The following is a 23,247-nucleotide window of genomic DNA, read 5'->3' as shown; positions in this document are numbered from 1 at the left end:
TGCACACGGGCCGGGGCCCTGGAGAAAACGATGACGAAAACCCAAGGCACCGTCCGCTTCACCGTCCTTCTGGGAGCCCTGACGGCGCTCGGGCCCCTGGCCAACGACACCTATCTGCCCAGCCTGCCGCAGATCGCCGACCAGCTGCCCGCCTCGGCTTCCGCCACCCAACTGTCCCTGACCGCCTGCCTGGTCGGGCTCGGCACCGGCCAGATGATCGCCGGACCCATCTCGGACCGTCTCGGGCGACGCGGCCCCCTCATGGCCGGACTGCTCCTGTTCATCGCCGCGGGGGTGGCTTGCTCCTTCGCCCCCAACATCTGGCTGCTGGTGATGTTGCGGCTGATCCAGGGCATCGGCGGCGCCACCGGCATCGTCATCGCCTCCGCCATCGTCCGCGACCGCCATGAAGGTGCAGCGGCCGCCCGCCTGTTCTCCACTCTGATCCTCGTGACCGGACTCGCGCCCACCCTCGCCCCGCTGGCCGGTGGGCAGTTGCTGCGCTTCACCGATTGGCGCGGTATTTTCCTGGCCCTGGCTCTGGCCGGGGTCGTCATCGGCCTGGCCTGCGCGATGTTCCTGCCCGAAACGCATCCCGCCGCGAACCGCCGCCGGGGCCCGGCAGCCAAGGGGGCCTTCAAGACCCTGCTCGCCGACCGCAATTACGTGGGCTGCCTGCTGTCGATCGGGTTCGGATTCGCCGCCATGTTCGCCTACATCGCCGGCGCCCCCTTCGTCCTGCAGGAAATCCACGGCCTGTCCCCGCAGGGGTTCTCCTACGTGTTCGGCGTCAACGCCCTCGGTCTGGTCACAGCCGCCCAGATCACCGGCCGAATCGTCCACAGGACCGGACCCCGGCGTCTTCTCGGGGCGGGAGTCACCGCCTGCGCCCTGGGAGGTGTGGCGACCTTCGTCTGTGCCGTCGCCAGTGCCCCACTGGCCGCGCTGCTCATCGCACTGTTCGTGATGGTCGCCTCCGTCGGCCTGATCATGCCGACCTCCATGGGGCTGGCCATGAACGACCACGGCGACATCGCCGGGTCGGCTGCCGCTCTCATCGGCTTCTTCCAGCACGTCATCGGCGCCGCCATGGTCCCGCTGGTCGGCCTGGCAGGAAGGACCTCCGCCGTGCCCATGGGCATCCTCACCGCCGCCCTCGGCCTCGCAGCGCTGGCTTCCTTCACCCTCACCGGCACCAAGCCGGCCCCCGCCCCCGTGGCGCCGCAGCCGGTGAAGGCAGCCTCATGACCGGGAAGGCACTCCTCGACGGCGGCCCCGCCATCACCCCCGCCGTGGCCACCCTCGCCGACGCACTGATACGTACCGCGCGGTGCCACGGCCGGCAGAAAATCGTCTTCCTGCACACCAACGGCACCCACACCGCGCTCACCTACAGCCAACTGCTGGACGACGCGCGGAGAATACTCGCCGGCCTGCGCCGCACCCTCAACCAGCCCGGCGACATCATCCTTCTCGACACTCCCGACCCCCAGGAGCTGGTCACCGCCTACTGGGCCTGCCAGTTGGGTGGCTACGTCCCGCTGCCGGTGCCCGATCGGGACGGCCTGCTCGACCAGGTGTGGACCGTCTATCGGCAGCCCCGCTTCATCACGGGCAGCGGACGCACCGTCCCGGCCGGTATGACTCCCTATGCCACCGGAACCTACGCATACCTCCTCGGCCACGCCCCCGACCCGCATCATCACCAGGGACGGCCCGAAGACCTCGCGCTGCTCCTGCTGACCTCCGGCTCCACCGGCACCCCCAAGGCCGTGCGCCTGACCCACCGCAACATCCTGACCCGCACGACGGCGACCGCCCACGTCAACCGCCTCGACCACCGCCGGCGCACGCTCAACTGGATGCCGCTGGACCACGTCGGCGGCCTGGTCATGTTCCACACCCGCGACACCTACCTGGGCGCCTACCAGGTCCACGCACCCCAACCGTGGATCCTGAACGGCCCGTTGCGCTGGCTGGACACCATCCACACCCACCGCATCACCTGCACCTGGGCGCCCAACTACGCGTTCGCCCTCGTCAACGACGCCCTGCGGGACGGCAGCGGCGCCCCGTGGGATCTGACCTGTCTGACCTACATCATGAACGGCGGGGAACCTCTCCGAGCCGGCGTCATCAAGGACTTCATGACCGGCCTGGCTCCGTACGGGCTGCCGCGCGATGCCATGTATCCGGGCTGGGGCATGTCGGAAACCTCCTCCGGCGTCACCGACTGCCCATTCACCGAACATCCAGGCCGGCGCTACGTACCCGTCGGGCGCCCCCAACCCGGCACCCGCATCCGCATCGTGACCGACGACGGCACCCTGGCCGACAAGAACACCGTCGGCCACGTCCAGGTCGCCGGCGCCACCGTCACCGACGGGTACCATCACGGCGACGACCAGACCCGGCAGTCCTTCACCCCCGACGGCTGGTTCACCACCGGGGACCTCGGCTCCATCGACGGCACCATCCTGACCGTCACCGGCCGCGCCGACGACCGGATCACCCTCGCCGGCGTCATCTACCACGGCCACGAAATCGAAGCCGCCGTGGAAGAACTCGACATCGCCGCCCCCACCTACACGGTGGCCACTCCCGTCACGACAACGGCCGGGGAAAACCTCGCCGTGTTCTTCCACCCGAAAAACGGCCACGCCACCCCGGTCGAACTGGGCACCCTGCACGGCATGCTCGCCGCCCGCTTCGGCATCACCGGTGCCCGCCTGCTGCCCGTCGGCAAGGACGACATCCCCAAGACGGGCATCGGCAAGCTCCGCCGCGCCCCACTGCGCCAGCGCTACGAAAGCACTCCCGAAGCCACCTGGACACCCGTCCCCTCGGGCGGCTGAATAAACCGCACTCCCCGGCGCGGCAGCCTCATCCCCCTTCGGGACAGGCTGCTGCGCCTTCCTCCTGCCATGTTCCGCCCGGAAAGGAACCCTTCTGTCATGCCCCTGCACGAAGACCTGCGCCCGCTGCCCGGTGAACCCGCCGCCCTGGACCTCGTCAATACCCGCTACCGCGACCGCACGGGGCATATCGACCTGATCAACACCCGGGCCGCCCTCAACCGCTGGCTGCACACCAGCGGCCACCTCAAGGACTACCCCGACCCCTACCAGTCCGCCGACGACTACGCGTTCACCGTCATCCGCCGCGCCCGCGACATCCTCACCCAGTTCCTGGCCGACCCCGCCGACCCGAACGCGCTGACCCGCTTCAACTCCCTGCTGAGCCACGGCCGCACGCGTCACGAACTGACCCCCACCGGGCCGGTGGAACACCTCGATATCGACGACCCCGCCCACCTCATCGGTCATCTCGCCGCCGTCAGCTACCTCACCCTCCTCACCCGCGGCCCCGACCGGCTGCGAACCTGCGCCAACGACTGCGGCCTGTATTTTTTCGACACCTCGCGCAACGGCTCGCGCCGCTGGTGCTCCCGGGAGGGCTGCGGCAACCGGGTACGCGTCGCCCGCCACTACGCCCGCCGAAGAAACAGCGCCTGACCAGCGCAAAACCCCCGCCCCTCCCCGGACAACCGGGGAGGAGCGGGGGTTTTCCGTTGCGCTCAGTGCTCTTCGCGGACCGGGCGGCCCGGCGTGGCGGAAGTGCTGCGCTGGCGTGGGACGAAGACGACCGGCCGCGCTGTACTGGCCTGCCCCTCGCCGTGCCGTCCTCGCTGGAGGACCCGCACCACGCCGGGCCGTGCCGCGTACAGCCCGGCCAGCAGCTCGGGGACCGCCAGGACCAGGAGCACCATCAGCGGGACATCCCAGCCGCCGCTCAGACTGTGCACGAAGCCGATGGCGAACGGGCCGAAGCCGGCCAGGAGATAGCCGCCGGACTGCGCGACGCCCGACAGCCGCGCCGTCGTCGCCGCGTCCGTGGTGCGCAGGCTCAGCAAGGTCATGGCCAGCGGGAACGCCCCGCCCGTCGCGATGCCCAGGATCAGTACCCACGCCCAGCCTGCGGACGGCGCGAACCAGATACCGCTCAGCCCCACGACCTTCGCGGCGAACACGGCCACGACCAGGGGCCCTTGATGGTCCATGCGTGCGGCGGCCACCGGCATCGCCAGCCCCAGGGGCACCCCCAGAGCGAGCATCACGGACATCATCGTGCCCGCCGTCGCCGCCGAATACCCCCGGGACTGCATGATCTCGGGCAGCCACGCCACCAGGACATAGAACGCCAGACACACAAGACCCAGAAACGCGATGATCGCTCCGGCCACCGGCGAGCGCAGCAGATTTCCCTGTCCGGTCGGCTCGGCCTTCCTGGCCGTCGCGGTGACTGCACGGTCCTCGTCGCCCGGGGCTGCTCCCCAGGCGAGGGAGCCGACAGCGGCCGGGAGCGCCCACAGGGCCAGTGCGATCTGCCAGCCCGCGCTCTGGGACACCGGGACCGCGAGGCCGGCCGCCACCGCCCCTGAGAGGGCCATCAGCATCATGGCCAGCCCGGTCATGGTGCCGAGGCGGGCGGTGTAGTGGCGCTTGATGACGGCGACGATCAGGACGTTGCCCAGCGCGATCCCGCTACCGGCCAGAACCGTTCCCGCATACAGCGCCACCGGCCATGGGAGGGCGCGCAGCGCGGCCCCGGCGGAGATCAGGCCCAGAGAACAGCTGACAGCGCCCCGTTCCCCGATCCGCCGGGCGAGGCGGGGCGCGAGGAAGGAGAAGAGGCCCAGGCACAGCACGGGCAGCGTGGTGAGTACGTCGACGGCTGTCGCCGACAGTCGTAAGGCGTTCTCGAGGGCTGACAGGATCGGCGGGACGGAGGTGATCGCCGCGCGGAGATTGACGGCCAGCAAAATGACGCCGGCCAGCAGCCACACCTGTTTTCGTCGTGAGGACACAGAGGGCATGGTCATGGTTTTCCCCCGGGAATGGGCGACGGCCCCCGCCCCATCCGGGTGAAGGGATGGGGCGGGGAGCCGCCGGGTCTTTCGGGACGGTCGCAGGGTCAGACGGCGACGGAGCGCACGGCCTGCTGTGCCTTCAGCTTGGAGTGGAACGGGCAGGCCGCCAGCGACGCCGTGGACGCGGTCGCGCCGGTGTCACCCAGCAGCTTCAGGAGTTCCTGGGAGAGCAGGTCGGGCCTGCCCTTGAGGGCGTCGGCCAGCTGCTGGTCGGTGGAGAACACCATCTGGGCCGCGATGTTGTCCTGGACGATGCGGGCGAGGTTGTCGAGGGCCACATCGACCGCGTTCGCGATCGACGGGGCCTGGCAGGGCAGGTCGATCAGGTGGCTGTCGGCCATCCCGTTGTCCATGAAGTGCTTGATGATGATCGAGTTCTGGTTGAGCTCGCTGGTGGTCCACATCGACAGGACCACCACGTACAGCTCGTGCCAGCGGTCGGCGCCGACCTTGGACTTCCAGCGGGTGAAGAGATCCTTGACGGCCTCGATCTGGACTTTCGCCGCCCAGTACATGTTCTGCTTGATGTCGTCGCCGACCTTGCCGGTGAAATCCTCGAAGCCCTTCATGTCGAAGGTACGGCGCCGGATGATGTCGTTCGCGTACGTCATGCCCGAGTCCAGGATGTGTGCGCAGGACACCTTCAAGTCCGTGGGCAGACCGGCCTGTTCGAGGGTGCGCCGGGCGGTGTCGAGGTCGGCGACGAACTTCGTCAGCGGGTCGACCCAGTCCGTCTTGCCCGGCCCCACGTACGCGGTCATCGCCAGATCCCGGGCGTACATGTCCTTCTGCCCCGCCGGAATGCGTGGGTCGAGGTAGGGCGCGATGACGGAGAAGATCCCGAGCGGGACGTGTGCGATGGACTTCGCCAGCTGGAAAATCTGGTCGATCGGCTCCTCCACGAACCGCTGACCGTCCAGGACCAGGGTGTACTTACCGCCCTGCATGCCGTTCTCCACCACGATGACCGGCGTCAGCTGCTGCGTCACCCCGACCCGCAGCTTGTCGTAGTTGGTGCGCATGTCGGTGTCGACCTGAAGGATGTTGCCGCGCGCGGTGAGCTGGTCGCCGGCGGCGTCCCCGTTGCCTGCCGGAGCCGTCGCGTCCGGGGCAGCCGCTCCGGCCGGAGCGGCTCCCGTTCCGGTCAGGAAAGTCGCTGCCGCCGCTGCGGTGGTGGTCGCCGCAATGAAGTTTCTTCGCGTGCTCATACTCCCGTTTCCCCCCTGGGAATAGGACTGTTTTTGGGTGATGCCGCCACTACGGCTCGCAGGGACTCTGCGCGGAACGGACGATCGCGGGATGGGCGACGGCACCGTATGAGTGGACTGGGCCGCGCAGAGATCTCCGAGACTCAGAAACAGATACTTCCGTTATGCGGAAGTTGCTTTCCGGCCTGTGGCGGCGAGAGCGAGATTAATGGCCTGAACGGATCGCCCGCAGCTCGAAAACAACCGAATGTCGCTAATGAAAAAAATGTCGGGTAAATCTCCACAAGTGGAGCGTTGCGTCCCGTCACCGGCATGTCATATTCCGCTCTGCGGAATGACTCCTGGCCTTTTTCCGGCAAAATCGCCCACGCTTCTGCGGACGTGAGCTAGGCGGCTATTCGAACATCCTCTACGGCCTTTACGGGTGTGTGGCTGATCCTTACCCGTAGCACCACGCCCTTGCAGCCACACGGCAAAGCCCCTCCCGGGAAAACCCCCGTTCCGAGGAACGGGGGTCCGGGAGGGGCTGACGACGACAGTCAGGGCTTCAGCGCGACCTCCGCGCCGGCTTCCTCAGGGCACGGCGTCCACACGATGGCCGGCGGTTCGAGTCCGACCAGGGCGGTACGCCGAAGCGAGCGCGGTGGCAGTGGTTGAGAGGGGGACGCGGGGCTCATGACGTCCTTGCAGGGGGGCTCGCAGCCGTGCCGGTCGTGATGTTGACGGCGTTGGCCACCGCCTGTACCCACGGGGTCCTGACGACTCCGTAGTGCGTGGTGTCGAGCGCGTGGAAGCCGTCGAGCAGCGGCAACCGCTCCTGCCACAGCCGCCGTTGCTCCTCCGGGGAGCCCAGCACGGGCAGGCCGTCCACCGGGCGGGTCGCCAGCCACAGGCGGCTGCGCGTGCGCGTCAGCCGGGGCGGCTGGTGGTGTGCCATGGCGGCGACGTTGGCCCGGCAGCAGCGCGCCAGACGCTCGGCGTACGCCAGCGCCTCCGGGCCCGGTCCGGCCGTGGCACGGTTCCCGTCCGTGCCGCCCTGACTCAGCTCGTGCGCGAAGACCGCCGCGTAGAGCGCCTCGTCGTACGCCAGGAAGTGTGGCGCGGCATCCGGCGGTGGCGGGTCGAGCAAGTCGAGCTGGGCGGCCGGGTGGCCGGCTGCCTCCGCCTCGGCCGCCACGGCGTGGGCCACCCATGCGCCGAACGACCAGCCCGCGAGGTGCCAGCGCCACGGACCTTGAGGAAAGCGGGCACGCAGCGCGGCGTGGTAGTGACGGGCCCGCTCGGCGAGCGACCAGGAAGGCCGCTCGGGGCTGCGCAGCGCGGGGTCGGCGATCAGACAGACCGTGAGGTGCCGGTCGAGGACCGACACGAGCGCACGGTAGGCCTGGACGTCACCCCCGACCGGGTGGATCAGGCACACCACATCGTTCCCGGTGCCCTCCTGCCACACCTCGATGGGCACCTGGTCGGCCGGGGGAGCCGCACCGGGACCGGCGGCCTCGGCCTGCTCGGCGAGGGCCAGCACACCGTTGAGACTGATGCGATGGCCCAGCTGGGAGAGCTCGAGGACGACGCCGTAGTGCTGTTCGATCTTGGCGACGAGGTCGAGCATGGTCAGCGAGTCGACGCCGTGGTCGTACAGCGAGACCGCCGGGTCGATCTCGTCAAGCCGCAGCCAATCGCGGAGCCAGCCGCTGAGCCGGGCGGCGATCGCTTCCGGCCGTGCCTCGTCCTGCGGGACGTCGGCGCCCCTTGTGCGCGGCACCGCGCCCGGCGCCGCCGACGGGGCGTAGAAGTCGCGGGCCCGCTCGATGTCGGTGGTGGACACCAGAAGGTGCGGGAGCTGGAGCTGCAGCGCCCGTGCGAACAGCCGCTGGCCCTCCTTGATCGCGAGACCGACGGTGAGGTGTTTCTGGTGACGGGCGTCCGACCTCAGGGCGTCCCGGGCCATGCCGACCTCGCTCCAGATGTCCCAGCCGATGCCGATCCGCAGTGTGGTGGCGGTGGCGTCCGAGCGGTACCGGGCGAAGCCGTCCAGAAGGCCGTTCGCGGCCGCGTAGTCGAACTGGCCGACCCCGCCGTACTGCGCGGACACTGACGAGCAGTACGCCGCGAAGCCCGGCTGGTAGTCCTCGATCAGCCGCTCGACCAGCAGCGTGCCGCGCAGCTTGGCGGCCGTGGCCTGCCGCATCGCCGCGCTGTCGCGCCGGGAGATCAGCCCGCCGCCCGCCGAGCCCGCGGCGTGCACCACGCCGTCGATCCCGCCGGATCCTCTCGTGTGCGCGGCGATCCGGGAGAGGATCACGTCGAGCGCCTCCTCGGCCAGATCGGCCTCGACCAGCTCGACGCGGTCCGCCCACGGGGCGAGATCCTCGGGCAGCCGCGCACCGCGGGAGAGCAGGACGACCCGGCACTCGGAGTGCGTCAGGAGCCACGCGGCCAGGGAGCGACCGATGCCTCCCGTGCCGCCGATGACGAGGTACGTGGCCGGGGCAGCGGGGAGTGCGGCGGAGACCGTCGCGGCAGGGACGGGCACCGGCAGCAGCGCCTGCCGCCACCAGTAGCCCTGCCGCAGTGCGAGGCGCCGGGGCAGTTCCGCCGCGGCGTCGGCCCCGCAGAGCAGCGCCGCCAGCGCCCCACTCCAGACGGCCGGGTCCGCGACCGGCAGGTCCACCCAGTGTCCTGCGAGGTCACACTCCTGTGGTGCCACTTCTCCAGCGCCCGCGAGCAGCCCCAACTCCGGCCGCTGTACAGCGCCTTCGACGGGCTGCGCCCCGTACGAGAGCCACCAGGCCCGCAGCCGTACCGGCCTTGACAGCTCGCCGGCCGCCCGCAGCAGGGCGGCCGGGGTGTCCAGGCAGGCCCAACGGGCGCGCTCCAGCGCCTCCTCGCCGATCCGCCCGTCGACCGCCAGCGGAAGGGCGTGCAGCCAGTCGATGCCGGCCTCGTGCGCATCGGGCGACGAGGGAGCCAGCGCGTCGAGCAGCTGCCGCAGTGCGTCAGGGTCGGCCGGGTCCACCTCGTAGACGTGGTCCGCGCGTTGGGTGAAGGCGTCGGCAGCGCTGACGCGTACCACCCGGTCGTAGGCCGCCTCGAAGGGGGCCAGTGCGTCGGACGGCAGGGGAAGGGCGGTCATCGCCACCAGCACTCCCGCTCTGCGCGGCCCGGCCGCGGTGACGGCACGGCTCAGCCGGACCCAGTGCGGCTGGTGCAGCCAGTCGGTCTCGGGCAGGCGCTGTGGGTCTTCTGCGTCCTCGGTCCGGGCGGTGGCGCGCTCGAAGTCGTACTCGGCGAGCGCGAAGCTCGGCGGCGGGAAGTCCCAGGGGGCTTGCGCGGGTCCGGAGGGCCAGCGGACCGCCCGGCCGGACAGCCAGGCGCTCACCACATCAGCGGCCGTGTACTCCACGGCACGGCACTCCTGCTCACGCGCCGCCACCTCGACACCGGAGACCGTGCGCAGCCAGTCCACCGCCGCGGACGCGTCGGCGCAGACCGCCGCGGCCCGCAGGCGGCGCGCGGGCCGCCCCGCCTGCAGATGGCGCAGCACCTGGGCGTACGCCTCGGGCCGTGCCTGAAGATAGTCGGCGATGCGGGCGGCGTCGGTGCGCAGCCCGGCAGTGCTGCTGCTGGAGAGCAACAGGCAGGGAATGAGGGGGAGTCCGGGGCCTTCCTGTTCCTGTGTCCCGTCTGCTTCGAGCACCAGATGCGCGTTGGTGCCGCCGATGCCGAAGCTGCTCACCGCGGCCACCCGGGGCCGTCCCGCGGGCCAGGGCTCGGCCGCGGCCGGGATGAAGAAGGGCGCCGTGTCGGTGCCGATCTGCGGATTGAGCGTGCGGAAGCCGACGTTGGGCGGGATCAGCCCGTGGTGGACGGCGAGGGAGGCCCGGATGAGACCCACCACTCCCGCTGCGGCTCCCAGATGGCCTATCTGGCTCTTCACCGAGGTCAGTGCGCACCGGTCGGCCTCGGCGAGGTCGAAGGCCTGGCGCAGCGCGCCGACCTCGACCGGGTCGCCGAGCCGGGTGCCCGTGCCGTGCGCCTCGACGTATCCCAGGTCGGCGCTGTCGCGGCCACTGCGGCGCAGCGCGGCGCGGATCACCTCGCGCTGGCCCGGAAGCGAAGGTGCGCTGTAACTGAGCTTGCCCGCGCCGTCGTTGTTCAGCGCCGATCCCGTGACCACCGCGTACACGGTGTCGCCGTCCCGCCGCGCGAGGTGCAACGGCTTGAGTACCACCACACCGACACCGCTGGCACCGATCGTGCCGTCGGCGTCGTCACTGAACGGCCGGCAGTAGCCGTCCTTGGAGAAGATGTGCTGAGGGCGGTACGCGTAGCCGCCCGTCAGCAGCGTGTCGACGAGCACCCCGCCCGCCAGCATGACGTCGGCCTCGCCCTGGCGCAGCAGCCCCGCCGCGACGTGCACGGCGACCAGGGAACTGGCGCACGCCGCCTGCGCGGTGAACGCGGGGCCCGTCAGATCGAGGTGGTAGGCGACCTTGGTGGTGAGGAAGTCCTTGTCGTGGTGGAGCGCTAGCTGGAAGCCGTCCGGCAGGCGCTCCGGGTCGGCCTCGCGCAGCAAGGACTGGAAGTAGGTGTTCTCGCCGCAGCCGGCGACGAGTCCGATGCGCTGCCCGGACGGGTCCGCGATCCCGGCATGAGCCAGCGCCTGGGCGGAACTCATGAGCAGATGGCGCTGCTGCGGATCCATCAGCCGCGCCTCCTGGCGGCTGATGCCGAAGTGCTCGGGGTCGAAGGAGAGGAGCCCCGACATCTGGCTGCGGGCGCCGACCAGTCCATCGGCCGCTTCGAAGTGCTCCACGCCGCGTGCTCCGCTCCGCACCATCTCCCAGAAGGCGGCCAGGTCGTCGGCGCCCGGCAGCCGTACGGCCATGCCGATGACGGCGATCGGTTCGTCCGCCGCGGCGTGCGCAGGCCAGGCCGTGTCGGTCGTGCGCGTCGCACCGTCCAGGAACCCGGCGAGGCGGCGGATGGTGACGTGTTCGAACAGGTCGGGGACGGTGAAGTCCAGACCGGGCTCGGCGGTGCAGCGCAGCTGGAAGCGCATCAGGTCCAGGCTGGAGGCGCCCGCGTCGAAGAAGCGCTCGTCGGGTGCGAGGGTCCGGCCGAGCACCTCGTCGAGCAGTGCGGTGAGCCGGGCCTCGCGCGGCGACAGGACCGGCGGGTTCTGGGAGAGGGCGGTCGGCGATGGCAGTTCGTCACCGGGTGCGGTCAGGGCCGCGCGGCGGTCCAGTTTGCCGCTCGGGGTGAGCGGCAGCCGCACCAGGCGCCGGAAGCGGTCGATCCGTACGTACGGCGGCAGCAGCGGCGCAAGGTGGCGTGACAGCTCCGCGCTGGTGGGGTCCTGGGCCGTGGCTTCTGCGCGGAACTCCAGGCAGGCCACGAGCCGTTCGCCGTCCCGTACCACCGCCGCGTTGACGACGTCGGGGTGGCGCAGCAGTGCCGCCTCGACCTGGCCGAGCTCCAGGCGGTGGCCGCTCAGCTTGATCTGCTGGTCGTCGCGGCCGTGGTAGTGCAGCAGGCCATCCCGGTCGAAGTGGGCCAGGTCGCCGCTGCGGTAGAAGGTTCCCAGGCCGGGCAGTTCGACGAAGCGCTCCGTGTTGAGCCGTTCGTCGCCCAGGTAGCAGGGTGCGGCCATCGGGCCGCCGATGAGCAGGTGGCCGGTGCGGCCCGGGGACACGGGCTGGTCCGCCTCGTCGACCACCCGGAGCCAGGCAGCCGTCACCGGCCTGCCGATGGCCGGGCGCTCCGGCCAGTTCGCGGGGTCGGCCTCCAGGCAGAGGCCGCTGACCACATGGGTCTCCGTCGGCCCGTAGTGGTTGAACAGGCGGGCGCCGGGCAGCCCGGCGAACCAGCGGCGGATGGCGTCGGTGCACAGCAGTTGCTCGCCCGCGGTGATCACCTCGCGCAGCCGGGAGGGGTAGCGGCCGAGCCGCACGCCGTGCTCGGCGAGCAGGTTCAGGGCCACGTACGGCAGGAACAGGCGCTCGGTACCGGCCGCTTCGAGCTGGTCGAGCAGAGCGGGCGCGTCGTGGCGCCATTGCGGGTGCACCAGATGCAGCGCACCGCCGCCGCACAGCGTGGTGAAGATCTCCTGGAAGGAGACGTCGAAGGACAGCATGGAGAACTGCTGGGTGACGGCGGCGGCCCGCAGGCCCCCGGCGTCGCGCTGCCACTGCAGCAGATTGCACAGGGTCCGGTCGGACACCTGCACGCCCTTGGGGGCGCCGGTGGAGCCCGAGGTGAACAGCGTGTACAGCGGGTGCCGGCCGTCGTGCGGCGGCAGTGCGGGGGTGGCCGCCGGAAGCTGGTCCACCGAGGGGATCCGGTGGCGGGGCAGGCCGCGGGGAGCGATGGCGTCGAGAGCGTCCGCGTCCTGAGGTGCCACCAGCACGCACAGGGGCTCCACTTGGGCCAGGATCTGCCGCAGCAGGTCCTGCGGATAGGTGGGGTCGAGCGGCACGATGGTCAGGTTCAGCCGGGCCAGTGCCAGCAGCGCCACCACGTGTTCGGCCGATGGCTGGAGGTACAGCGCGACGCTGCGGGGGCCGCTGTCCTGCGGCACCTGTGGGTGGAGCCGCAGCAGCTCGGCGGCGAGCGCGTTGGCGCTGGCATCCAGTTGGGTGTACGTGAGGGTGCGGCCCGCGTGCACCAGTGCGGGCGCGTCGGGTGTGCGCAGGACCTGCTGGGCGAAGCCCTCGGCGACGGTGGTGTGCGCGAGGGGTGCCGGGGCGGCGCGCCCCGGCTCGGGCAGCCGGCGGCGCAACGGTGCCACCAGCTCGGACAGTGGACGGTCCACGCCGTCGGCGAGCGCCTCGATGCCGTGCTCGAACAGCTGGGCCAGCGCCGCCATTTCGGTGGCGTCGAAGTGGCGGGCGTCGTACTCCCACAGGCAGTCCAAGCCCGTCGGCCGCTCGACCACCGACAGGGTCAGGGGGCACTTGGCGTCGATCGGTGCCCGCCACTGCGGACGGATGTCGCAGCCGGGCAGCGCCAGTGTGTCGAAGTCGGTGTTCTCCAGGACGAACATGAAGTCGAACGGTGTGCTGCCCGCCGGGCCCGGCAGGTCGGCGACGACGTCGGCGAGGACCACGTCCTGGCGGTCCAGGACCGCCTGCGTGGCGGCGCCGTGGCGCAGGAGCTGGGAGCGCAAGTGCTCGCGCGGGGCCAGGCTCAGGGGGAGCAGCACGGTGTTCGCGAACATGCCGATGCTGGACTCGAAGTCCTGCACGGGCCGGTTGGCCACCGGCGTGGCGATCCGTGGCCGGGTGCTGCCCGTCACCCCGTACAGGCTCCAGGCATAGACGCCCAGGAGGAGTTGGAAGCGGGTGAGACCGAGGTCGCCACAGAGCCGGTCGAGCGTGGCGCGGCGGCCCGTGTCGAGGAGGGTGTGCAGCAGCCGTCCCGTGGGGCCGCCCAAGCGGTGGGCCGGCTCCAGAGGCGCCGTATCGGCCGCACCAGCCGGGCCCTGGGGCAAGTCGGCGTACAGGGTGGGCAGTTCGGACCGCTGGGTGCGGTAGGCGTCGCTGCTGAACCACTCGGACTGCCAGCGGGCGTAGTCGAGCGGCGTCGGCGCCGGTCGCGTGGTCATCTGCCCGGCGCGGCCGACGGCTGCCGCATAGTCGGCCGACAGCTCGCCGAACAGCACGTTGAGCGACCAGCCGTCGACCGCGATGTGATGCATGCGCAGGTACAGTTCGCCGCCGCCCGGACGGGGCAGCCAGCACGCCTGGAACAGATAGGGCCGGGCCAGGTCGAAGGGCGCGGCGAACAGCCGGTCGGTGAAGGCCCTTCGGCCTGCCGCGTCGCGGAGGGCCTCAGCGGGAGGTTCGGTCCACGGGTCGTACGGCTCGTGCACCGTCTGCAGCAGACCCTCGGGCGTGGCGGTGAAGGAGGTGCGCAGCGCGGGGTGGCGGGCCACGAGGCGTCGCAGCGCGCCGCGCAGCGCGGTGGTGTCGACAGCGCCGTCGACGCGGAAGACCATCGGCACGCTGTACGCGCGGGACGCCGGATCGCGCTGCTGCAGGAGCCACAGCCGCTGCTGCTCGGAGGTGGCCGGCGCGGTGGGCGGAGCCGCGGCGCCGGTCGGCCCAGGTGCGGGAACCTCCGGGTAGGGGGAGGCCGATGCCTCCGTCGCTGCCGCCAGCTCGGCGAAGTCGCTCCGCAGGACCAGGGACGGAGGCAGTTCGCAGCCCCACAGACGGCGCGCCTCGAAGCGCAGCCGCAGCGCCTTGAGCGAGTCGCCGCCGCAGGCGATCCAGCGGTCGGCGAGGCATAGGCCCTCGGTCCCCAGGGTCCGTTCCGCCAGGGCGAGAACCTCCCGCTGCCGGGTGGTGAGGACGGCGCCGGTCCGGGTGGTTCCGGTGCGCCGCCACGGTGCGACGTCGTGCCGCAGCAGGGCCTCCCGGTCTACCTTGCCGTTGGCGTTGAGCGGCAACGCGTCGACCAGGTGGATCCGGTGGGGGCGCATGTAGGCGGGCAGGGCGGCGTCCAGGTGCCGGTGGAAGTCGTCCAAGGACAGCTCGGCGCCGAGGATCAAGTAGGCGAGCAGCTCGTTGACGCCGTTCGCGTCGCGGCGGGTGCAGACGTAGGCCTGGCGGACCGCGGGGTGCGTCACGATCTGACGCTCCAGTTCGCCCGGTTCGATGCGGAAGCCGCGCACCTTGACCTGGCGGTCGGCGCGCCCGACGTACTCGGCGTGCCCCGCGGCATCGAGCCGGACCAGGTCGCCGGTGCGGTAGTGGCGCACCGGCGTTCCGTTGGGCCGCTCCAGGGTGACGAAGCGGCGCGCGCTCTCCTCGGGGAGGTTGCGGTAGCCGACGGCCAGCGCCTCGCCCGCCAGGTACAGTTCGGCGGTCTCGCCGGGCTCGGCAGGGCGGTGCCCTTTGGCCAGGACGAGGGCCTCGGTGCCCGGCAGCGCTCGCCCGATGGGCACCACATCGCCCGCGAAGTCCCGCGGGACGGCGTGGCACAGCGCGAACGTGGTGGCTTCCGTGGGGCCGTAGACGTTGTAGAGCTGGGTGGTACTGGTGACGTTGGACCGGTACCAGCGGCGGATCAGCCGGGCGTTGAGCTGCTCGCCGCCCACCAGCACCTGGCCGATGCCGGAGAAGCAGTGCGGCACCTGGTCGACCACCGCGTTGAACAGCGCGACGGTGACGAAGAGGGTGTCGATGCGCAGCCGCTCCAGTTCGGCGGCCAGTACGTCGGGTGTCTGCGCTGTCCCGTCGTCGATGATCACACAGCAGCCGCCGGTCAGCAGCGGCACCCAGACCTCGAAACTGAGCGCGTCGAAGGCAGGGTTGGACAGACACGAGTAGCGGGCGCCCTCGCGCAGAGCGATGTAGCCGGGCTGGGCCAGGCGCACGATGCCGGAGTCCCGTACCTCGACGCCCTTGGGCAGTCCTGTCGTGCCCGAGGTGTAGAAGACGAAGGAGACCGGTGCGGGGCCCTGCGGCAAGGTGCGCGGATCCGGCGCGGGGGAGCCCGCGCCGCCGGAGAGGAGCTCGTCGACCGGCAGGGGCCGTACACCCTGGGGAAGCCGCTGCGGGGCCGTGGCGCCGTGGAGCACTGCCACGCTCGCCGAGTCGGTCAGGATGTGGTGTTGCCGCTCGGGCGGGCTCTGCGCGTCCAGGGGAACGACCACCGCGCCCAGGCGCAGGATGCCCAGCATGGCGCAGACCAGTTGCCAGGAGCGCGGCAGGCAGACCGCGACGGCCTGTCCTGGCCGCACGCCGCGGCGGTGCAGCGCGTCGGCGACGGCCGCGCTCGCGGTGTCGAGGTGCGCGTAGTCCAGGATGTGCTCGCCGTCGATGAGCGCGGGGGCCGACGAGTGTCGGCGAGCCCGGTCGAGTACGGCGGCGGCGAGGCCGGGAGCGGGGGAGTGCGGTGCGGCGCCCATCAGTTCCCCCGTGCGGAGCCGGCACCGGCGGTCCGAGTGGTGGTCGGCTGCGGGCGGGGCCCGGCCAGGTCCGTCAGCTCTGCCTCGATCGTCGCGGCCACCCGCAGCACTGCTTCGGACACCAGCATCTCCCAGTGGTCGCACCGCACCGGCTCGACCCGGTAGTCGCCTTCGGCGCGACGGTGCCAAAAGCCCCGCACCTCCTCCAGCAGGGGCCCCGGCGCGTTCTCGACGGCCTGCATCAGGACCGTGCGCGCGGGCGACGGGGCGGGTATGTAGGAGGTGGCGGTGCGCCGGTTGTGGTTGTAGATGTGGAAGTACTGCTCGATCTGCCGGTCGTCGATGCCGGGGTACATTCCGTTGAACTTGACCAGCTTGTCGCGGAACTCCGCCATGTCCACGGGTGCGACGGCGGCGCGGCGCTCGGGATCGTCGGTGCCCTGCGTGTCGAGCAGTACCACGCTCACTCGCTCGTGTCCTGCCGCGGCGAGGCGGCGCCCCATCTCGTGTGCGACCAGACCGCCGTACGAGAGACCCGTCAGGACGAGCGGCGCGTCGAGCAGCGGGGTGATGAGCTCCAGGTACGAAGCGGCCATGGCCTCGACCGTGGGCAGGAACGATTCGCCGGGGTTGACGCCCGGCGACTGGATGCCGTGGACGCCCACGGAGTAGGGCAGCACCTTGGCCAGCGACAGATAGCAGAAGGCGGTGCCGCCCGCCGGATGGACGCAGACGACCCTGGCGCCCCCGTCACCCGCGCGGAAGTCCAGGAGGTTGTCCGGTGGTGGACCCGACGCCCCCCGGCGCAGCCGTCCGCTCAAGGCCTCGATGGTCGGGTGCAGCAGGACGTCGCGGACCGGCAGGGCCTCGCCGAACGCCTCCCGGACCGCGTGGGCCAGTTTGATGGCGGAGATGGAGGTGCCGCCGAGGTCGAAGAAGTCATCGCGGATGCCGATCTCGGGCCGCAGCAACAGCCCTTGCCATATCTGATAGAGCTTCAGCTCGATGTGGTCGCGCGGGGTCGCCTGGTTCACCTGGGCCGGAAGGCTGGTGTGCGCCAGAGCCAGAAGCGCCGCGCGGTCCAGCTTCCCGTTGTCGGTGACCGGCAGCCTCGGCAGCTCGACGAAGACCGCGGGGATCATGTGACTCGGCAGGCGAAGGGCGAGTGCGGCACGCCACTCGGCCACCGGCCGGGGCGCCGCGCCACCCACCCCGACGGCGGCCACCAGCCGCGGTTCACCTGCGGCGTCCCGGTCGGCGAGGACCGCGGCCTCGCTCACGCCCCGCTGTTCGAGGAGCGTCGCCTCGATCTCGCCCAGCTCGATCCGGAAGCCGTGCAGTTTGACCTGGTGGTCGCGGCGGCCGACGTAGAGCAACTGGCCGTCGGGCAGCCAGCGGGCGATGTCACCGCTGCGGTACATGCGCGCGCCCGGCACGAAGGGATCGGGAACGAACCGTTCGGCGGTCAGGTCCGGCCGGTTCAGATAGCCGCGGGCCAGTCCGGAGCCCGCGATGTACAGCTCGCCCGCGACGCCGATCGGCACCGGCCGCAGCCGCTCGTCCAGCACATAGACGCGGGTGTTGGCGACCGGGCGGCCGATCGGCGCCTGGCGCGCCAGCGGCTGTGGGTCGAGCTGGGCGGTGCAGTACAGCGCGGTCTCGGTGGGTCCGTAACCGTTGAGCACCCGCAGCCCGGGCAGAGCCTGCTCCATGCGGTGCAGCGCGTCCTCGGCCAGCGGCTCCAGGCCCGTACGGACGCAGCGCAGCGCGAGGCCGGCCAGCCGCTCCTCGGGAGCCTCGCAGATCCACCGTACGAAGGAGGGCGGCAGCAGGATGTCCACGATGCGGTGCTCGCGCATCCAGGCGGTCAGCGTCTCGGGGTCGTCGCGGACGTCCCGCGGTACGAGCTGGAGCACGCCGCCCGTGGTGAGCGGCAGCAGGAATTCCTGCACCGAGGCGTCGAACGCGAAGCTCGGCCACATCGCGGACGGCAGTCCCGGCGTCGCGCCGAATTCGTCGCTCCAGTAGTCCAGCAGGTTGAGGATGCCCCGGTGGGTGGCGGCGACGCCCTTGGGGCGGCCGGTCGACCCCGAGGTGTAGATGACGTACGCGAGGTCGTCCCGCCGGTAGGGCGTCGCGGGAGCGCCGTCGCGCGGGGCGTCGGCCTCGACGGAGGCGAGCCGCAGCCAGGGAGCCGACGGCGCGTCGTCGTCGGAGCCCGGGGCGGCGTCGTCCTGGGATGTGGCGCTAAGGGTGGGGGCGCCGTCGGTGTCGCTGAGGACCAGCACGGCCCCTGAGTCGGCCACCATGTCCGCCAGGCGCGCGTGGGGGAGCGCGGGGTCGAGCGGCAGGTACGCGCCGCTCGCCTTGAGCACGCCGAGTATGCCGACCACCAGGTCGACCGAGAGGCCCATGTGCAGCCCCACGACCCGGTCGGTGCACACGCCCCGGGCGATCAGGGCCTGGGCGACGCGGTTGGCGCGCCGGTCGAGCGTGGCGTAGTCCAGCCGCTCGCCCTCATGGACCACCGCCACCTGGTCGGGCCGCTCGCGCACCCGCGCCTCGAACCGCTCCACGAGACCGGTAGGGGTCGGCGCCCGCTCGGTGCCGTTGAACTCCACCAGGACCTGGTGGAGTTCCCGCTCGTCCAGGAGCGTCAGGGCGGCCACGGGCCGCTCCGGGTCTTCGGCCATCTGCCGCAGTACGTGCAGCAGTTGGCGTACATGGCGCTCGGCGGTCGCCGCGTCGAAGAGCGCGGTCGCGTAGTCGAGCTCCCCCGTGACGCGGCCATCCCGCGCTGTGAGGCAGAGCGTCAGGTCGAACGCGGCCGTGAAGCGCGGGAACTCCAGCGGCACGCTCTGGAAGCCGGGCAGCTCCAACATCTCCTCGGTCGCCGTCTGCCAGGCCAGCATCGCCTGGAACAGCGGGGTGTGCCCGAGGTTTCTGGGTGGGTTCACCGCCTCGACGACCTGCTCGAAGGGCAGGTCCTGGTGCTGGAGCGCCGACAGCACGGCCGCATCCGCCCTGCGCACCAGCTCCGCCACCGTCGGTTCGCCCGACAGGTCGACGCGCAGCGCGACCGTGTTCACGAAGAAGCCGATGAGGCCTTCGAGTTCGGGACGCGTCCGGTTGGCCGCCGGCGCCCCGATCACTACGTCCTCCGTGCCCGCCAGACGCGAAAGCGTCAGCGCCCAGCCCGTGAGCACGGTCTTGAACAGGGTGCTGCCGTTCTGCTTGCCCAGCGCCCGCAGCGCGGCGGTCAGCTCCTCGTCGAGGGTGACGGGTACCTGTGCGCCCCGGTAGTCCTGCTCGGCGGGGCGCGGCCGGTCGGTGGGCAGTTCGAGGAGTGCGGGGGCCTCCGTGAGGGCCTTCCGCCAGTGGGCTCTCTGGCTCTCCGCGGCGTCCTCGGAGAGCCACTGCCGCTGCCAGGCCGCGTAATCGGCGTACTGGACGGGCAGCGCGGACAGCGGATTCTCGGCGCCCGCCGTGAAAGCGGCGTACAGCGCCCCGAGTTCCCTGTTCAGGACGGACATCGACCAACCGTCGGCAATGATGTGATGAAGCGTCAGTAGCAGGACGTGCCGTTCGGCCTCCAGCATGACCAGGCGTCCCCGGGTCAGCGGTCCGCGCTCCAGGTCGAACGGCGCCGCGGCCTCCTCCCGCTGGAGCACGGCGAGTTGCTGCCAGGCATCGGGTGTGCCGGTGAGATCTGTGATCGTGAGGGGAAAGCCCGCGTCGGCGGGGCCGACCCGCTGGAAGGGTACGCCTGCCACAGAGACCAGCCGGGTACGCAGTACCTCGTGGCGGGCGGCGAGCGCGTCCAGGGCCCTGCCCAGCGCCGGGCGGTCCAATGCGCCGCGCAGCTCCACTGCCATGGGCATGTGATAGGCCTCGCTCGCGCCCTGCATCTGCGACAGGACCCACAACCGCTGCTGCGCGAAGGACAGCATCAGGGGAGCGGTCCGGTCAACGAGCGGCACAGGTCCAGGTCGTGACGGTCTCGGGCCGGGCGTTTCCGGGGCGGAATGACGCAATTCTTGGTTCGCGGGCAAGGCCAGCTCGTCCCCTCTGTGGGATGCCTTTTCACAGCCGTGACTGGATAGATGTCTCAGCGGAATCTGTCGAGTGCCAACGCGTCGCCGCAATGCACCGAATGGACTGAACTAATCGCTTGAAGTGCTGAGGGAGTTGGGGATCCCAGAAAGAAACCCGGCGCATGGTCCGATCTGCCGTACGCGGGCGTTCGCTCGGCCGCGCTGTTGTCCGGCGCCGACTTCCCGAGCGGTGGTTGAGATAATTGATCAGCGATTCTCGGCCTGTCAATGGTCGTTCGTCCCGGTGGGCCACCCTGCCACGCGCTGACCGAGCGGTCTGCCCGAAAGGACCAGAGGGAAGGTACGGAAGGGCACAATGGCAGACGGGAGTATTGCATTTCGCGTGATTGCTGAGGCAGGTTGAGGCAAATCTCCGACCTCAGGCGACAGGAGCCGCTCTTTCGGTGCCCGAGGCTTGTGTCGCCGGTGCGCGCGGGCCTGTGAGGCGACCTCGGTGGGGTGGAACTCCCGTCCAGTCATGAGCGAAGCAGTCCTGTTGACGGGCTGTTCGGCGGCTTGGGCTCCGCGGCGTGGGTGAAGGACCCACCCCCGATACTGACCCGCCGCTGTAGGTGCGTCCGCGCTACTCGTCGCCCTGTGAAGGCGCATGGCGCGGGTGAACCCTCGTCGAGGCCTTGGCAGATCACTCTCTACGGCACCGCGCGCTTCGCAGCGCTGCGGCCCCCGAGCGCCCCCCGGTCGACACGACCCACCCGCTGGGTCGCCACCGTCGCCGCACCAGCGACCGGATCGTGCTTCGGGTACAGAAGATTCTCGCGGAGGTGCCTGTCGGCCAGCGAGCCTGGGGCCGCTGACGCCCGCAACGGCGTCGCACACCGTGGCATCGACGACAGACCAGAGGTCGGAGCTCCTCATCACAGGACTTCGCCGGACCGTTCCCCTGCTCGACGACCGCGCGGACACCTGGGGCACTTCGATGTGCACGAGGGCGAGCATCGGGTGGCCGAAAGCCGCAAGAAGAGCGCCGGACCGGTGCCGGCGATCACGCCGTCCCGCTCCATCCGGTCGCCTCGCGCGTGGAGAGTACGGCGGGCGACGGTGACCAGCGGCCCGGGCCGCGGCTGGGCTGACCGTACGGCCGAACGACGTCCGCGTTCGTCGGCCGACGAGCCGCAGGCGGGGGTATTTGTGAGGATGGTGGAGAAACGGGGCACGCGTGGGGAGTCGAGCGGGCGCCGGCGCCCGCGGCCGTACCGATCACGTGAGGATGGACGGATGAACACTGCGGAACTGGTGGCGGACGCCTTCGGGCGTGTCCAGGAGGACGTGCACGCCGTCGTCGAGGGTCTTTCGGCCGAGGAGCTCGCCTTCCGGCCGGACGGCGAGGCGAACTCGATCGGCTGGCTCGTGTGGCACCTGACGCGGGTTCAGGACGACCACATCGCCGACGCCGCCGGCCGAGACCAGGTGTGGACGGCCCGGGGCTGGGCCGACCGGTTCGGCCTGGAACTCGGTGACGAGGAGACCGGCTACGGGCACACGGCCCACCAGGTGGCGGCGGTCAAGGGCGTCTCCGCCGAGCAGCTGAGCGGATACTACGACGCCGTGCACGAGCAGACCCTGGCCTTCGTCCGGGGCCTGGACGACTCGGCGCTCGACCGTGTGGTCGACGAGCGGTGGACGCCACACGTCACGCTGGGCGTCCGCCTGATCAGCGTCATCGGCGACGACCTCCAGCACGTCGGCCAGGCCGCCTACGTACGCGGACTTCTGAAGCGCCGCTGACCCGGCGCCGGGGACCGGGCCGTCCCGGCGGGGGCCCGGAGCGCGCGGTTCAGGCTGTCGGCAGAGCCGCGTCGAGCCAGTCGAACATGACCTGGTGGGCGCGGTGGAAGGCCCCGACGTGGCAGTGCTCGCCGGATCCCTCCGCCTCGCTGAGCGTGACCAGCGTGGCGCGGGCGCTGACCAGCCGCTCCGCGACGAGGCGGGGCTGGCCCGCGAAGAACTGGTCGTTCTCGGCGTCCAGGACCAGGGTGGGGGCGACGATCTTGTCGGCGTGGCCGTCCAGGGTGAAGGCGCGGCTGCGCCGCGGCAGATCCGCGTAGGAGCGCGCGCCGAGCGCCCACACGCCGTTGTCGAGGGCCCAGCGCACCTGGGTGCTCTCGGCGGCGGCGCCGAGAGCGGCGTCCGCGGCCTCGTCGCGTCCCTCGTCGATCCAGGCGAGCACCTCCGGCGGCAGGGCGCGCTCGAAGGCGCCCGCGAAGTCGAAGACACCGTCGTCGAGGATGAGCGCCGCCACCCGGTGGTCGTAGGCGGCGGCCCGGGCGACCATGTAGCCGCCGAGGCTGTAGCCGAACAGGGTGATGCGCGCCGGGTCGATCTCCGGCCGGGTGAGCGCGTAGTCGACGACCGGCGTGGACACCGCTTCCCAGTCCGCGCGGAAGACGAGCTTCTGTTCGCGCAGTACGGCGCCCTGTCCGGGGCCGTCGAAGGCGAGCACGTTGTAGCCGCGGCGCAGGGCGGCCGCCGCGATCACGAAGTAGGACTCCTCGGCCGTCGAGTCGTAGCCGTTGGTGTACACGACGGTGGGGCGCGGCGTGCCGCTGTCGTCCACGAGGAAGAGGTAGCCCGGCAGCGTCGTGTCCTCGTACGGGATGGCCACGGTCTCGACCGGCGAGTCGAAGAGGCTCACGGCGACGGCGAACGTCCTGCGGGATGCGGTCGACAGGAAGGCCACCTCGGGGTCGGTGGCAGGCGCCTCGCGCAGGTAGAACTCGGCGGTGCGGTAGTAGTTCGACGCCCTCAGGAGCGCCTCGCGGGCGCTGCCCCGGTGGCCCGCTGCCAGTGACCGCTCGCCGATGGCCGCGACGCGCTCGGCGGTCGCCTTCCAGGCCCGGTGCCAGCTCGCCTCGGAGCTGTCGGTGATGTCGCGGGCGGTGGCGATGACCTCGCCGAGGTCGGCGCCCTGGTAGGCGGCGAATCCGGCGGTCCGCAGGGTCTCGAAGGAGAAGGACCCGTCGTCTAAGAGGAATTTCATGGTGCGCCGTACGTTCGCTGGGGTGGCATGCGGGATCTGGCGGATCCGTACCCGAGACGGGCCCGTTCCGTCTCGGTTGGAGCCTAGAGGGCGAACAG

Annotated in this window: 9 protein-coding genes and 1 pseudogene; 4 read left to right on the top strand and 6 right to left on the bottom strand. The window is 71.2% G+C overall.

Annotated features, from left to right (window positions below):
- The first annotated feature begins 30 nt into the window (after positions 1-30).
- From DT019_RS32860 to DT019_RS32850, 3 genes are all read left to right on the top strand, one after another.
- Entirely contained in the window at positions 31-1,248 is a 1,218-nt protein-coding gene (locus tag DT019_RS32860; protein WP_114040625.1) for a multidrug effflux MFS transporter, read from the top strand.
- Positions 1,245-2,855 carry an AMP-binding protein gene (locus tag DT019_RS32855; RefSeq protein ID WP_114040624.1) on the top strand — a complete coding sequence of 537 codons (1,611 nt, stop codon included), beginning with the start codon at positions 1,245-1,247 and terminating at the stop codon, positions 2,853-2,855. Before DT019_RS32860 ends, DT019_RS32855 begins: the two co-directional genes overlap by 4 nt.
- Before the next feature lie 99 nt (positions 2,856-2,954).
- Positions 2,955-3,515: a CGNR zinc finger domain-containing protein gene (locus DT019_RS32850; RefSeq protein WP_189390128.1), complete on the top strand. Its 561-nt coding sequence runs from the start codon at positions 2,955-2,957 to the stop codon at positions 3,513-3,515.
- 62 nt (positions 3,516-3,577) lie between these two features.
- Here DT019_RS32850 and DT019_RS32845 read toward each other — a convergent pair whose 3' ends face one another.
- From DT019_RS32845 to DT019_RS40495, 5 genes and pseudogenes are all read right to left on the bottom strand, one after another.
- Positions 3,578-4,876: a CynX/NimT family MFS transporter gene (locus DT019_RS32845; protein WP_114040652.1), complete on the bottom strand. Its 1,299-nt coding sequence runs from the start codon at positions 4,874-4,876 to the stop codon at positions 3,578-3,580.
- Positions 4,877-4,974: 98 nt separating this feature from the next.
- A complete protein-coding gene (locus DT019_RS32840; RefSeq protein ID WP_189390127.1) occupies positions 4,975-6,138 on the bottom strand; it encodes a hypothetical protein in 1,164 nt (387 codons plus the stop codon).
- Between the two features lie 673 nt (positions 6,139-6,811).
- Positions 6,812-16,057 (bottom strand): non-ribosomal peptide synthetase, encoded by a 9,246-nt coding sequence (locus DT019_RS32835; protein ID WP_114040622.1) that lies wholly within the window; start codon positions 16,055-16,057, stop codon positions 6,812-6,814.
- Entirely contained in the window at positions 16,057-20,007 is a 3,951-nt protein-coding gene (locus DT019_RS32830; RefSeq protein ID WP_114040651.1) for a non-ribosomal peptide synthetase, read from the bottom strand. The genes DT019_RS32835 and DT019_RS32830 overlap by 1 nt, the downstream gene beginning before the upstream one ends.
- A gap of 1,068 nt (positions 20,008-21,075) precedes the next feature.
- Positions 21,076-21,218 (bottom strand): annotated as a pseudogene (locus DT019_RS40495) (Lrp/AsnC family transcriptional regulator); the annotation flags it as partial.
- Positions 21,219-21,387: 169 nt separating this feature from the next.
- Here DT019_RS40495 and DT019_RS32820 point away from each other — a divergent pair.
- A complete protein-coding gene (locus DT019_RS32820; RefSeq protein ID WP_114040621.1) occupies positions 21,388-21,897 on the top strand; it encodes a mycothiol transferase in 510 nt (169 codons plus the stop codon).
- 49 nt (positions 21,898-21,946) lie between these two features.
- On the opposite strand, the gene DT019_RS32815 is transcribed toward DT019_RS32820, so the two are convergent.
- A complete protein-coding gene (locus DT019_RS32815) occupies positions 21,947-23,149 on the bottom strand; it encodes an alpha/beta hydrolase family protein (protein WP_114040620.1) in 1,203 nt (400 codons plus the stop codon).
- Positions 23,150-23,247: the final 98 nt, after the last annotated feature.

Source organism: Streptomyces sp. SDr-06 (assembly GCF_003324565.1).
GTDB lineage: Bacteria > Actinomycetota > Actinomycetes > Streptomycetales > Streptomycetaceae > Streptomyces.
The sequence above is the reverse complement of the archived record's forward strand: the minus strand, read 5'-3'. Positions and strand labels throughout refer to the sequence as shown.